15 protein-coding genes are annotated in these 12,917 nt (G+C 75.2%); 9 read left to right on the top strand and 6 right to left on the bottom strand.

The genetic code is table 11. The annotated features are described in order from the left end of the window. Window positions 1-16 precede the first annotated feature (16 nt). The 5 genes from FHL79_RS17335 to FHL79_RS17315 are packed head-to-tail and all read left to right on the top strand — an operon-like array spanning window position 17 to window position 4,734. Window positions 17-1,714, top strand: a complete 1,698-nt coding sequence (locus FHL79_RS17335) for a phosphatase PAP2 family protein (RefSeq protein ID WP_138759827.1) — start codon at window positions 17-19, stop codon at window positions 1,712-1,714. Beyond that, complete coding sequence (locus tag FHL79_RS17330; protein ID WP_138759826.1) at window positions 1,711-2,313, top strand: hypothetical protein; 603 nt, start codon at window positions 1,711-1,713, stop codon at window positions 2,311-2,313. Before FHL79_RS17335 ends, FHL79_RS17330 begins: the two co-directional genes overlap by 4 nt. Then, complete coding sequence (locus FHL79_RS17325) at window positions 2,310-3,407, top strand: lysylphosphatidylglycerol synthase transmembrane domain-containing protein (protein WP_138759825.1); 1,098 nt, start codon at window positions 2,310-2,312, stop codon at window positions 3,405-3,407. Before FHL79_RS17330 ends, FHL79_RS17325 begins: the two co-directional genes overlap by 4 nt. Beyond that, entirely contained in the window at window positions 3,404-4,030 is a 627-nt protein-coding gene (locus tag FHL79_RS17320; RefSeq protein WP_138759824.1) for a phosphatase PAP2 family protein, read from the top strand. The genes FHL79_RS17325 and FHL79_RS17320 overlap by 4 nt, the downstream gene beginning before the upstream one ends. Next, window positions 4,030-4,734: a phosphatase PAP2 family protein gene (locus tag FHL79_RS17315; RefSeq protein WP_138759823.1), complete on the top strand. Its 705-nt coding sequence runs from the start codon at window positions 4,030-4,032 to the stop codon at window positions 4,732-4,734. The genes FHL79_RS17320 and FHL79_RS17315 overlap by 1 nt, the downstream gene beginning before the upstream one ends. Here the strand turns inward: FHL79_RS17315 and FHL79_RS17310 are convergent. The 4 genes from FHL79_RS17310 to FHL79_RS17295 all read right to left on the bottom strand — a co-directional run bounded on the left by FHL79_RS17310 (window position 4,667) and on the right by FHL79_RS17295 (window position 7,781). Further along, window positions 4,667-5,107 carry a DUF1707 SHOCT-like domain-containing protein gene (locus tag FHL79_RS17310; protein WP_138759822.1) on the bottom strand — a complete coding sequence of 147 codons (441 nt, stop codon included), beginning with the start codon at window positions 5,105-5,107 and terminating at the stop codon, window positions 4,667-4,669. The genes FHL79_RS17315 and FHL79_RS17310 overlap by 68 nt on opposite strands. A gap of 84 nt (window positions 5,108-5,191) precedes the next feature. Next, the gene (locus FHL79_RS17305; RefSeq protein WP_138759821.1) at window positions 5,192-5,875 is read right to left on the bottom strand and encodes a response regulator; all 684 of its coding nucleotides are present in this window, start codon (window positions 5,873-5,875) and stop codon (window positions 5,192-5,194) included. After that, window positions 5,872-7,083: a sensor histidine kinase gene (locus FHL79_RS17300; protein ID WP_171058211.1), complete on the bottom strand. Its 1,212-nt coding sequence runs from the start codon at window positions 7,081-7,083 to the stop codon at window positions 5,872-5,874. Before FHL79_RS17300 ends, FHL79_RS17305 begins: the two co-directional genes overlap by 4 nt. 83 nt (window positions 7,084-7,166) lie before the next feature. Continuing rightward, complete coding sequence (locus FHL79_RS17295) at window positions 7,167-7,781, bottom strand: DedA family protein (RefSeq protein WP_138759819.1); 615 nt, start codon at window positions 7,779-7,781, stop codon at window positions 7,167-7,169. A gap of 171 nt (window positions 7,782-7,952) precedes the next feature. On the opposite strand from FHL79_RS17295, the gene FHL79_RS17290 reads away from it, so the two are divergent. The 3 genes from FHL79_RS17290 to FHL79_RS17280 are packed head-to-tail and all read left to right on the top strand — an operon-like array spanning window position 7,953 to window position 10,596. Beyond that, window positions 7,953-9,368 (top strand): ferredoxin reductase family protein, encoded by a 1,416-nt coding sequence (locus tag FHL79_RS17290; protein ID WP_138759818.1) that lies wholly within the window; start codon window positions 7,953-7,955, stop codon window positions 9,366-9,368. Between the two features lie 5 nt (window positions 9,369-9,373). Continuing rightward, a complete protein-coding gene (locus FHL79_RS17285) occupies window positions 9,374-9,826 on the top strand; it encodes an FMN-binding protein (protein ID WP_138759851.1) in 453 nt (150 codons plus the stop codon). After that, window positions 9,823-10,596 (top strand): FAD:protein FMN transferase, encoded by a 774-nt coding sequence (locus FHL79_RS17280; RefSeq protein WP_218938501.1) that lies wholly within the window; start codon window positions 9,823-9,825, stop codon window positions 10,594-10,596. The genes FHL79_RS17285 and FHL79_RS17280 overlap by 4 nt, the downstream gene beginning before the upstream one ends. Window positions 10,597-10,937: 341 nt before the next feature. On the opposite strand, the gene FHL79_RS17275 is transcribed toward FHL79_RS17280, so the two are convergent. Both FHL79_RS17275 and FHL79_RS17270 read right to left on the bottom strand, forming a co-directional pair. Continuing rightward, window positions 10,938-11,270 (bottom strand): ATP-binding protein, encoded by a 333-nt coding sequence (locus FHL79_RS17275; protein ID WP_246080917.1) that lies wholly within the window; start codon window positions 11,268-11,270, stop codon window positions 10,938-10,940. 214 nt (window positions 11,271-11,484) lie between these two features. Continuing rightward, window positions 11,485-12,081 carry an O-methyltransferase gene (locus FHL79_RS17270; RefSeq protein WP_138759817.1) on the bottom strand — a complete coding sequence of 199 codons (597 nt, stop codon included), beginning with the start codon at window positions 12,079-12,081 and terminating at the stop codon, window positions 11,485-11,487. 270 nt (window positions 12,082-12,351) lie between these two features. Between FHL79_RS17270 and FHL79_RS17265 the strand changes: the two genes are divergently transcribed. Next, window positions 12,352-12,564: a hypothetical protein gene (locus tag FHL79_RS17265; RefSeq protein ID WP_138759816.1), complete on the top strand. Its 213-nt coding sequence runs from the start codon at window positions 12,352-12,354 to the stop codon at window positions 12,562-12,564. Window positions 12,565-12,917 lie beyond the last annotated feature (353 nt).

The raw sequence follows: 12,917 nt of genomic DNA, 5'->3' as shown, positions 1-12,917 counted from the left end.
GGGAGCATCAGCGGCCGTGACCTCGCTGCCGCAGGCAGTGCCCACCGCGGTGCCTCCCTCGGGGGCGGGACCGCCGGCGATCCGTCGTGTCCGGCGCCGGCGGCGCCCCTCGGGCGAGCCACCGCCGCTGCCCCGGCACCTCAACGCCTCGGGGAAGTGGTGGCTGGCGCTGTCCGGCCTGGTGGTCGTGGCCTGGGTGGTCGTGTCGGCCACCGGCAGCGTGGGCCGCTTCGACGTCGCCGACACCTGGGTCCTCCAGGCGTTCGAGCGGATCCGCAGCCCGGCGCTGACCCGGGTGGCCGAGGTGGCCGGCGTGCTGGCCTCGGACATGGCCGTCTACGTGCTGTGGCTGGGCAACCTCGCGGTGCTGCTCGTCTGCCGGCGGTGGCGGCACCTGTTCGTGGTGTTCGCCGTCGGCATCCTCGTGGCGAAGGTCGGCGCGAGCATGGCCGAGACCCTCCAGCGCCCCCGCCCCTTCGAGGTCGAGATCATCGGTGCCTGGGCCGGCTACTCCATGCCCTCGCTGCCGGTCACCGTGCTCGCCACCTTCCTGCTCAACATCGCCTACTCGCTGGTCCCCGCCGGCCGGTACCGCACGGTCGCCAAGTGGGTCGTCTGCGCCCTGCTGGCGATCACCGCGCTGTCCCGCCTGTACCTGGCGCAGGACCACCCCACCGACATCGCCGCCGGGGTCATCCTGGGCGTGGCCGTGCCGCTGGCAGCCTTCCGGCTGCTCACCCCCAACGACGTCTACCCGGTGCGCTACCGCCGCGGACGCCCGGCGCACCTGGACGTCACCGGCCACCGGGGGCAGGCGATCGTCCGGGCCCTGGAAGACCAGCTCGGGCTGCTGGCCACCTCCGTGGAGCCGTTCAACCTGTCCGGTTCCGGTGGCTCCACGCCGCTGCGGATCACCGTCAAGGCCGCCGGGGAGGGCGAGAGCTGCGTGTTCGGCAAGCTCTACGCGGCGACCCACGTGCGCTCCGACCGCTGGTACAAGCTCGGCCGCACCCTCCTCTACGGCCGCCTGGAGGACGAGCAGCCGTTCCACAGCGTGCGCCGGCTGGTGCAGTACGAGGACTACGTGATGCACCTGTTCGCCGACGCCGGGCTGCCGACGGCCCGTCCGCTGGGCATCGTGGAGATCACCCCGGAGCGGGAGTACCTGCTGGTCGCGGAGTTCATGGCCGGCGCCCGCGAGGTCGGCGACGCCGAGGTGGACGACTCCATCATCGACCAGGGCCTCGCGCTGGTCCGCCGGATGTGGGAGATCGGCGTGGCGCACCGCGACATCAAGCCGGCCAACCTGCTGGTCCGCGACGGCCGGCTGGTGATCATCGACACCGCCTTCGCCGAGGTCCGGCCCAGCCCGTGGCGGCAGGCGGTCGACCTGGCGAACATGATGCTGGTCCTGGGCCTGCGCACCGATGCCGAGCGGGTCTACCGGCGCGCGCGCACCCAGTTCTCCGACGAGGAGATCGCCGAGGCGTTCGCCGCGACCCGCGGGCTCACGATGCCCTCCCAGCTGCGCCGGATGCTGCGCCAGCAGGGGCGGGACCTGCACCAGGAGTTCGTGGCCCTGCTGCCGTACCAGCTGCCCTCGGTGCGCATCCAGCGGTGGAGCTGGCGGCGGACCGGGCTGACCCTCGCGACCCTGTTCGTGGCCCTGATCTGCGCCGGGATCACGACCGAGCTGCTCCGGTCGCCGCTGTGAACCGGCCCGCGGCCGCTGCGGTGGCCCTCGTGGCAGCCGGGTGCCTGGCCGGGTGCGGCAACGACTCGGCGAACCCCGCGGCCGCGATCCCCGATCCTCCGCTGTGCCCGGTCGAGGACGGGGCTGGTGCGGGCAACGGTGTGATCCTGATGGCCCAGTCGGTGCCGACGTCGTCCTGGGTGCCGTGCCTGGACGTCCTGCCCTCGGGCTGGACCTTCCAGCACCTGGACGTACGCGACGGGCTGTCCCGGTTCTTCCTGGACTCCGACCGGGACGGCCCCGGTGCGATCGAGGTCCGCCTCGAGGAGTCCTGCGACACCGCCGGCGCCATCGAGATCGCCAGTGACCACGAGTTCACGCACCGGCTCGAGCGGGTGCGACGGCTCAGCCCCGCCTACGCGGGCGAGCGCTTCTACGTGTTCCGCGGCGGCTGCGTCACGTTCGTGTTCCGGCTGGACAAGGGCAGCCCTGGCGAGGCACAGGCGCTGGCCTCGCAGGCGGTCGGCATGGTCAGCCGGGAGGACCTGCAGGCCCAGGTGCACGCCGACAGCGGCGGACGGATCGACCTCGACCCCGTCGGAGGGGACGGACAGCCATGACCACACTCGAACAGGCCAGCCCCCCGGCTCGGCCCCGTCGGCCGGCCTGGCGACGGTGGCTCGCCCCGGCGTTCTCCCTCGTGCTGGTCGCGGCGATGGTCTTCTGGTTCCTCCCGCAGTTCACCAGCCTCAGCGACGTGTGGGCCTCGGTGCAGGACATGACCGCCGTGCAGATCGGCCTGCTGGCGCTGGCGACGCTGTGGAACCTGGCCACGTACCAGTTCGTCATGGTCACCACCACGCCCGGGATGACGCTGCGGCAGGCCACGGTCTCCACCGAGACGACCACGGCGGTGGCGAACACGCTGGTCGGTGGCGCGGCCGTCGCGATGGGACTCACCTACGCGATGAACTCCTCCTGGGGGTTCTCCCGCTCCCGGACGTCGGTGTCGCTGCTGACCTCGGGGCTGTGGAACAACTTCGCCAAGCTGGGGCTGCCGGTCGTGGCGCTCGCGCTGCTGGCCTTCACCGCGCCGCCGACGCCCGGCCGGCTGCTGGCCGGCCTGCTCGGCGTCGCCGGCCTCGTCGCCGCCGTGGTCGGTCTGTGGCTGGTGCTGCGCAGCCGGGCCAGTGCGGCCCGGGTGGGGCAGACCCTGGCCCGCTGGGTGTCGGCGCTGCTGCGGCTGGTGCACCGGCCGCCCGTGCACGGCTGGGACCTGGCGCTGACCAAGTTCCGCGACCGCACCGTGCTGCTGCTGCGCGCCCGCTGGCACTGGCTGACCCTGGCCACGGTCGTCAGCCACCTGTCGCTGTTCCTGGTGCTGCTGCTGGCGCTGCGGTTCTGCGGGGTCGGCGCCGACCAGGTCGGCTGGGCCGAGGCCCTGGCGGTGTTCGCCTTCGCGCGGCTGCTCACTGCCATCCCGTTCACGCCGGGCGGTCTGGGGGTCATCGAGGTGGCGATGATCAGCGGGCTGGCCGCCGCCGGTGGGGACCGCCCCGCCGTCGCCGCGGGGGTGCTCGTCTTCCGCGTGCTGACCTACGTCCTCCCGATCCCGTTCGGGGTGCTCACCTACGTCTTCTGGCAGCGCAACACCTCGTGGCGGCGCGAGCCCAACACCGCCCCGCGCACCGACCTGGTCCCCGAGTCGGCATGACGACCACCGCGCGGACTCCCCGGACCGCCCGGGTCGTCCGCCGGCCGCGCGACGCGCTGCTGCTCGTCGGCGGCGCGGCCCTGCTGGTGCTGGTGTCCCTGCCGGTGCACCCGGACTCGGTCAGCGCCGCCGAGACGGCGGTCTTCCGGGCGCTGAACGCGACGACGGTCCTGCCCTTCGTCCTCGTCTGGCCGGTGATGCAGCTGGGCAACGTCGTCGTCGTGCCGTGCGCCGCCGCGGTCGCGGCGGCGTTCCGCCGCTGGCGGCTGGCGGCCGGGCTGCTGCTCGCCGGGGCGGCCGTGTACCTGCTGGCCAAGCAGGTGAAGGGGGTGGTGCCGCGCGGCCGGCCCGACGGGTTGCTCTCCGACGTGGTCGTCCGGGGTGCCGCGGCGCTGGGCCGCGGCTACGTCTCCGGGCACGCCGCGGTGGTCACCAGCCTGCTCGTCGTCGCCTGGCCGTGGCTGGGCCGACGGGCCCGGATCGGCTGCAGCGCCCTGGTCGCCGCGGTGTGCCTGGCGCGCGTGTACGTCGGCGCGCACCTGCCGCTGGACGTCGTCGGCGGTGCCGCGCTGGGGCTGGCGGTCGCCGGGGGAGTCCGGCTGGTCCTCGGGCACCCGCGCTGATGCTCGTCGACACCCGGCGGGCCCTGGTGATCGGCGGTGCGCTGCTGGCAGCCGCCCTGGTGGTGAGCGTGCTGGTGGCCTGGCCGGTCACCCAGCCGGCGGTGCAGGCCGTGGACGACGCGGTGTGGCGGGGTGCGCGGGCGGTGGAGAACCGCCCGACCACGGTGGTCGCGATCGGCATGTCCTGGTTGGGCAGCGTCTGGGTCAACTGGCCGGTGCGCGTCGCCGCGCTGGTCCTGCTGGCCTGGCGGCGGCACTGGCTGCGGCTGACCGCCTTCGCCCTGGCGGTGGTCAGCAGCGAGGCGTTGATCGGCCCGGTGAAGGCGTGGGTCGACCGCCCGCGGCCGCCGGACAGCCTCATCGTCACCTCCGGAGCGGCCTTCCCGTCCGGCCACGCGATCGCCGGTGCGGTGACCGCGGTCGGGGTGGTGCTCGTCGTCGCCGCCCCGGGGCCCATGCGCTGGCGCTGGGAGGTGCGCGCGGTGCTGTTCGCCGTCGTCATGGCGCTGTCCCGGGTGTACCTGAGGGCGCACTGGCTCTCCGACACGGTCGCCGGTGGGTTGCTCGGCGCCGGACTCGCCCTCGGCTGGCCGGCGCTGCTGATGGCGTTGCGGCACGGGACGGAGGGCGGTGCCCCTACCGGCGGTCGCCGCGGAACCCGTCGCCGGGGCCGCCGTCCCACAGCCCGTGGACGACCAGGCTGACCAGCACCGCGACCAGCACGACCGCGACGACGGCGGTGACGAGCGCGCGCCGGGACCGGACGCCGGCCGCCCGGGTGCTGGCCACCTCCTGCCGGAGCTGGGCGACCAGGGCCGCGGCGAGCGCGCGCCAGCCGGCCGCGGCGGCGGGCGCCGGGGGAGCCTGCGCGGGGAGGTCGGCCGTGACGGCGGGCAGTTCGTCGCGGTACCGGGCCGCGAACGCGGTCGCCATCCGCTCACTGCCCTCGTCCGGGGACAGCAGCCCGGCGGCCACCGCGTCCTTGAGCAGGTCGACGGTCGCCATGCGCTCGGCGTCCGAGGCGCGGAGCCGATGTCCGGTCCCGGGGTGCTGGTCGTGCGTCGTCCCTGACGTCATGCCGACGACGGTAGGGACGCCGGCGCGTCCTGCCATCCTCCTGGCGGAGTGCGTCGCCTGCTGCGCCTGCAGTAGGCCGGGACCTCAGCGGGGCTCGGGGTCGCCGGCCCGGACCAGACCGGTCTGGTAGGCCAGCACGACCAGTTGCGCGCGGTCGCGGGCCCCCAGCTTGCTCATCGCCCGGTTGACGTGGGTCTTCACCGTCAGCGGGGAGAGGAACAGCCGCCCGGCGATGGCCTCGTTGCTGAGCCCATGGGCGACGAGGGCCACCATCTCGCGTTCCCGCTCGGTGAGGACGTCCAGGATCGTCCCGGGCAACGGAGGGCGGCCGTGCTCGGGCTGGTCGAGGAACCGGGCGATGAGGCTGCGGGTGGCCCGGGGGGACAGCAGCGCGTCGCCGCGGGCGACCACCCGGATGGCGTCGAGCAGCTCCTCGGGCTCCACGCTCTTGCCGAGGAAACCGCTGGCACCCGAGCGCAGCGCCTGCAGGACGTACTCGTCGGCCTCGAAGGTGGTCAGCACGATCACCCGGACGGCGGCCAGCTCGGGCGACTCGGTGATCTGCCGGGCCGCCGTCAGCCCGTCCACCCCCGGCATCCGGATGTCCATGAGGACGACGTCCGGGCGCAGCTCGAACGCCTGCCGCACGGCCTCCGCGCCGTCGGAGGCCTCGCCGACCACCTCCAGGTCGGCGTCGCTGCCGATCAGCGCGGCGAAGCCCGAGCGGATGAGGACCTGGTCGTCGGCCAGCAGCACCCGGATCGTCACGCCGACCTCCGGGGGACCGCGGCGTGGACGGTGAAGGTCCCGTCGCCGTCCGCCCCGGTCACCAGGAGCCCGCCGACGGCCTCCACCCGCTCCCGCATGCCGATGAGCCCGTGACCCGCGTCGGGCGACCCCGGACGGCTCGGGTCCACCGGGTTGCGCACGTCGATGGTGACCGCCTCCGGCCGGTGGTCGATGACGAGGTCGGCGGAGCCGGTGCCGTACTTGACGGCGTTGGTGAGCGACTCCTGCACGACCCGGTAGGCGGTCAGGTCCGGGATCGGCGCCAACGGGTACGGGTCACCGGTGGAGGTCCAGCTCAGCTGCAGCCCGGCCCGCCGGAGGGACTCGACGAGCGCGGGCACCCGGGAGAGACCGGGGGCGGGCTCGGTGGGCACGTCCTCGTCCTGCGTGCGCAGCAGGCCGACGACCGCCGACATCTCCGACAGCACGGTCTTGCTCGCCTCGCGCACCAGACCGAGAGCGGTGCGGGCCTGCTCGGGGTCGGCGGCCATCAGGTGGCGGGCGACGCCGGCCTGCACGTTGATCACCGAGATGTGGTGGGCGACGACGTCGTGCAGCTCCCTGGCGATGCGCAGCCGTTCGTCGGTCACCCGCCGCTCGGCCTCCTCCTCGCGGGTCAGCTCGGCCTGGTGCGCCCGGGCCTGCGCCGCGGTCAGCGCGGCCCGCTGGCTCCGGACTGCGACGCCCACCGCGGCCGCCGCACCGCTGAGCGCCACGGTGGCCAGCGCCGGCAGGTCACCGCGGTCGTCGAGCCAGCTGCCCATGACCAGCGCCATGGTGACGGCGTAGGCGACGGCGGTGACGGCCGTGGCGACGACGGTGCGGCTGACCGGCAGCAGCCGGCCCACGGTGTACAGGGCGAGGAAGAGCGGCAGCGGCAGGGGCAGCCGGCCGTCGCTGCTCAGGACCGCGAGCACGCCGAGGACCGCGGTCGCCGCCCACACCGGCATCGGGTGGCTGCGTCGGAGGACGAGGGGGAGCGCTGCCAGCGCCAGCAGCAGCGTGGTGCCGGCGCCCACGCCGCGGTCGTCGAGGTCGCCGGGGCCGCCGGGGCCGTGGCCCTGGGAGAGCCCGGGCAGCGTCAGCAGCGTGAGCAGCAGGAGGGCCGCCGCGACCGCGACGTCGACGAACCGCGGGTGCGCCTGCCCCCATCGCCAGACCCTCGCCACGTTGCCCATCTCGATCATCCTCGGCACCCCGGCGGCCAGCCGCGACCCGGGGTGCCCGGCAGCCGGTCCTGCGGTCGGTCGCCGGACGTCGGACACCGCGGTCACGGCCTGGCCGCGCGGAACCGGGCGCGCTGCGACGTCCAGAGCAGCGCGGCGACCGCGGCTGCGAGGAGCAGGTACGGGGCGGCACCGGCCGCCGCGTCGAGGACGGACCGCCAGCGGTCGGCCAGCAGCAGGCCCCCGCCGATCAGGCTCGCGTTCCAGCAGAACGCGCCGACGGCGGTCAGCGCGAGGAACCGGGCCATCGGCATGCGCAGCGTCCCAGCGGGGACGGACGCCAGACCGCGGAGACCGGGGACGACCCGGCTGACCAGCACGACGACCGTCCCGTGCCGGGTGAACCACGACTCCGCGCGGGACATCCGCTCCTCGCGGACGCCCAGCAGCCGGGAGAGCCGCAGCACCGCCGGCCGCCCGCCCCACCGGCCCACCGCGTACAGCGCCCACGCGCCGAGCACCGAGCCGAGGGTGGCGGCGAGGGTGGCCGCCCAGAACAGCAGCTGACCGGCCGAGACCTGGGCGCCGACCAGCGGGAGGACGACCTCCGACGGGATCGGCAGCACCTCCCCGGCGGCCATGACGACGGCCGGCCCGGCGTAGCCCGCGCTCGTCGCGACCTGCTCGGCGATCGAGGCGATGTCGGCGAAGGCGCTCATCGCCCTGCCCCCGGCGCGGTCGGTGTCATGGGGAGAGCCTCTCCCGGCGGAGGAGACCGCGGCGTCGTCCGGCCGCAGGCTCGCAGCTGACCGGGGATACCGCGGCAGCAGTACGGCGGGAGCCTGCCGCCGGACGACGACGGGCCGGGCGCCGCGGGCCAGGCTGGTGCCGTGCTCACCGAGTCCCTCCCCGCTCCCGCGGGCCGCGCCGTCCGGGCCGCCCATGCCACCGCCCCGCCGTCGGCCCGTGCCCGGCTCGACGCCGGCGTCCGGCTGGCCGCGGTGGTGGCGCTGTGGGCGGGCCTGCTGCTGGTCGCGTACTGGTGGGCCGCCGGTGGCGGGTTCTCCGACCTGGGCTCGTGGGCCGACGGGCTCACCTCCACCGGGCGGCTGACCGGTCTGCTGGCGTCGGTCCTGCTGCTGGTGCAGGTGCTGCTGATGGCCCGGGTGCCGGTCCTGGAGCACGCCTTCGGGCAGGACCGGCTCGTGCGGGTGCACCGGCTGGTCGGGTTCAGCTCCTTCACCCTCATGCTGGCGCACGTCGGCCTGACCACCTGGGGCTACGCCGCCGGCCAGCTCAGCGCGACCCCGGGCGAGCTGTGGGACCTCACCGTCACCTACCCCGGCATGCTGCTGGCCGTCGCCGGGACGGGCTGCCTGCTGATGGTGGTCCTCACCAGCGTCAAGGCGGCCCGCCGGCGGCTGCGCTACGAGTCCTGGCACCTGCTGCACCTCTACGCCTACCTCGGAGTGGGCCTGGCGTTGCCGCACCAGCTGTGGACCGGGCGGGACTTCCTCGCCTCTCCCGCCCGCACGGTGTTCTGGTGGGGGCTGTACGCGGTCACCGCCGCGTCGGTGCTCGTCTGGCGGGTGGCCTTGCCGCTGGTGCGCAGCGCCCGGTACGGCGTCCGGGTCAGCGCGGTCGTGCCCGAGGACGACGGTGTGGTGTCGGTGTGGATGAGCACCCGGCGGCCGATGCCGGTCGAGGCCGGGCAGTACCTCGGCTTCCGGTTCCTCGCCGGCCGCGGCTGGACCCGGTCGCACCCGTACTCGCTGTCGGCCGCACCCGGCCGGCGGGGCCTGCGGATCACCGTGCAGGTGGTCGGCGACGGCAGCGCGGCGCTGCGCCGGCTCCGCCCGGGCACCCGGGTGCTGGTCGAGGGCCCGTACGGCCGGCTGTCCGCCCGGGCGCGGACACGCTCCCGGGTCGCGCTGATCGGCGCCGGCGTCGGGATCACCCCGCTGCGCGCGCTGGCCGAGGCGCTGGACTACGCGCCGGGCGACGCCGTGCTGCTGTACCGGTACTCCGGGCCGCCGCTGTTCCAGCACGAGTTCGAGGCGCTCGCCGCGCAGCGCGGCCTGCAGGTGCTGTGGCTGCCGGGTCACCGGCGGGCGCCGGGGTCCTGGCTCGGGGACGGGGTCGGCGCCGCCTCCGACCTGGCCGCGCTCACCTGGTGGGTGCCCGACATCGCCGACCGCGACGTCTACGTCTGCGGCCCCGAGCCGTGGGCCGAGGACGTCCGCCGGACGACCGGGGCCGCCGGCGTCCCGGCCGACCGCTTCCACGTCGAGAGCTTCGGGTGGTGACCGGGATGCGTCGGATCGTCCTCTGGCTGATGAGCACGCTGACCGTGCTCGTCCTGCTCTTCGGGTACCACACGTCCACGTCGTCGCAGCCGGCCGCGAGCGCGGAGTCCTCCGCGGTGGCCCCGGTCAGCAGCGGCACCGGCTCGTCCTCGGGCTCGGCCAGCGGCTCGACCGGCACCAGCACCAGCACCTTCACCGGTGACTCGGCCTCCACCCGCTGGGGCCCGGTGCAGGTGGAGATCACCGTCGCCGGCGGCACGATCACCGACGTCTCGGTGGTCGACTACCCGAGCGGGAACGGCAAGGACCAGCAGATCAACGCCCGAGCGCTGCCGGTCCTCGTGCAGGAGACGCTCGACGCGCAGAGCGCCGACATCGACATGGTCAGCGGCGCCACCGTCACCAGCGACGGCTACCTGGAGTCGCTGCAGAGCGCGCTGGACCAGGCCGGGCTGTGACCGCACCGCCGACCGCCCGGTACGTCGAGCACGTCATGGGCATGCCGATCAGCCTCGCGCTGCGCGGCCGGCACACCGGCGACGCGACGGCGAGAGCCGCCTGGGCGGCGACGATGGCCGCGCTGCGGGAGGCGGACCGGGTGTTCAGCACCTACCGGGAGGACTCGGCGGTGTCCCGGCTGCGTCGCGGAGAGCTCGGCCTGGAGGACTGCCCTGCAGAGGTCGCCGAGGTGCTGGCGCTGGGGGAGACCGCGGAGCGGGACTCGGCCGGCGCGTTCAGCGTGTGGCTGCCCGGGCCCGACGGCCGGCCCCTGCTCGATCCCAGTGGCGTGGTCAAGGGCTGGGCGACCGAGCGCGCCGCCGAGCACCTGCGGGCCCTGCCGGGGACCGACTTCTGCCTGTCCGCCGGCGGGGACATGACCTGCGCGACGGCGGACCCGGCCGGCCGGCCGTGGCGGATCGGTGTCGAGGACCCGGCCGACCCCCGGCGGGTGCTGGCGGTCCTCCCGGTGTACAGCGGCGCGGTCGCCACCTCGGGCACCGCGCACCGCGGGGCGCACCTCGTCGACGCGCGCACCGGCCGCGCCCCGGACGGCGTCGCCTCGGTGACCGTGGTCGCCGGGTCGCTCACCCGGGCCGACATCGACGCGACCGCCGCCTACGCGCACGGGGCGGAGGCCGCGCACTGGCTGGCGACCCGGCCGGGCCGCTCGGGCCTCGTCGTCTGGGCGGACGGGACGACGACCGTCGTCGAGCCCGTGCTGCCCTGACACCCGTCCGCGGGTACCGCGTCCGGCGTACGGCGAGGGCCTGCCCGCGGACGACGACGGGGGTGCCCGGACCCGTCGACGCTGGACGGCATGGAGTCGAGTTCATCAGCAGCCGCCACGCAGGCCTGGCCGGCGCCGGTCGTCGTTCCTTCCTCCTGCTGAGCGGCGCGACCGTCCTGGGGCTGTGGTTCGCGCTCCGGGCGCCGGAGGTCACCCCGGTGATGCCCCCCGGCCGCCGCGATGCAGCAGCAGCCCGCCGATCAGGTCACCGACACCCCCGTCCTGCCCGCGCAGCCCGACGTGCGCTCGCTGCACGAGGAGCGCTTCGCGTTCTGACGCCCTCAGGCGAGGGTCAGGCAGGCCCAGACGTGCGTGCGCCGGCCGACCACGGACCAGCCGTGCCGTGCCGAGAGCCAGGCGATGAGGTGCAGGCCCAGCCCGCCGAGGGACGGGTTGCGGTCGGCCGCCGGTACGGGCGGCTGGTCCGGGCGGGCGTCGCTGACGTCGACCAGCCAGCCGGGCGCCGTCCCGGTCACCGTCACCCGGACCGGGGCGCCGCTGTGCCGGACGCCGGTGGACGCCAGCTCCTCGAACGCCAGCAGCAGCCGGTCGACGTCGTCCTCGTCGGCCCCCTCGCGCAGCGCGCCGGCTGCCAGGTCGGGCCGCAACCGCACGCGGGCAGCCGTGAGCTCCGCCGGGCGGAGATCTCCCACTGCCATGCCCTGCGGACCAGTCCCCGGACCGCGGGCAGGGGGTCCTGCGCCCAGCTGCCGGTGCGCATGTGCTCCCTGCAGTCGTCCGGTGGGCGTCCCGGGTCCTGTGCCGTTCCGCGCCGGGCCAGTCATCGGCCCTGCTCGGACGGAGGAGGCCCCCCAACCGGAGGAGACGTCAGCCCGCCGAGCGGCGCCGGACCGCGAGGAGCAGGCCTGCGGCGGTCGGGGCGACGGTGGACTCCAGGTGCGGATCCGCCTCGATCCGGCCGCGGACGTCGGCGACGTCGTCGGGGTGGGAGAGCACGTTGTCGACGGCCAGCACCCCGCCCGCCCGCAGGACCCGGATGGGGTCCGGCCACCACCGCGGGTACAGCGAGCGCTCGGCGTCGAGGAGGACGACGTCCTGACTGGCGTCGGGCAGTCCGCGGAGGACCGCACCTCCGTCGGCGCAGCGGAACTGCACCCGCTCGCGCAGCCCGACCCGGTCGAGGGTGGCCGCCGCCTCGCGTTGGGCGTCCCCGTCGACGTCGACGCTGAGCACGGTGCCGTCCTGGTCCCGGACGGCATGCGCGAGCCAGAGGGTCGAGTAGCCGTTCGACGTCCCGACCTCGACGACCCAGCGCGCGCCCATGGCCTGGCAGACGACGGAGAGCAGCGCCGCCGCGTCCGGGCTCAGGTTGCGTCGTCGTCGCCGGCGGTCCACCTGGCCGGCGTCGTGGCGGACGCCGTCGGCGTGCAGCGCGCGGGCGACGTCGTCGAAGCTCTCGGGCACGGACCTGTCCTACCGCACGATCCGGTCGGTTCTCGTGCGGCCGACCATTGCGCCCACGACGGCGGAGTCGCACCCTGGTCGCACCTCAGTCGCGGACGGATCACGAGGGCGCTGCTGACGCGCCGAACCGGCCTGCCTGGAGCGGCAGGTCCTGTCACCGGGGCAACTGAGGACCTCCACCTCCCACCCCGCGCACGTCCGCGGAGGGGACGGGACGACGAACAGGAGGAGCGCACGAGACTCCGTCGACGCCATCGGGACGACTGGTCCTTGCCCAGCGGGCGGGCCGAGGTCGAGCTGTTCCGCTTCTGGGAGGAGGACCTGGTGGGCGCCCTGTCGCCGGACGTCGTGGCCGTCGGCCCTCCGCACGCCGTACGGCCCGCCAGACCCGGTCCGGCGAAGGAGCCCTCCGACGCGTCCGCGGACCCGCTCTGGTGGGCGGGACTGGTCTTCGTCGTCGTGCTGATGGCAGTCGTGGTCTGAGCGACGGCGCCGGACTCCCGATCTGCCGCGCGCTCGTCCGGCGCACCTCGCCGTCGGAGGTCGTGGCCGTCGCCATTCCGGATGTCCCCGGACCGGGTCGACGGACGACCTCACGGGCCTTCGTCGTCCCGCTGATGCTGATCGTCGGCTCAGCGACCTTCCGACCGCCTGACCTGCCGGAGCGTCGGCTCGTACGTCTGACCTGCGGCTTCCCTCTTGTTCCGCGTGGCGCTCGAACGTATGATCGAACGCATGGCGAGTCTCTCGGCGACGCGGCAGCGCAGTGGTCCTGCGCGTGCGCGGGCCGCGGACGAGCGCCCGGCGGCCGCGGCTCCGGGGGTGGCTCCGGGGGT

Origin of the sequence: Modestobacter altitudinis, from assembly GCF_005930475.1 — a bacterium.
Taxonomy (GTDB): Bacteria; Actinomycetota; Actinomycetes; order Mycobacteriales; family Geodermatophilaceae; genus Modestobacter; species Modestobacter altitudinis.
The sequence above is the reverse complement of the archived record's forward strand: the minus strand, read 5'-3'. Positions and strand labels throughout refer to the sequence as shown.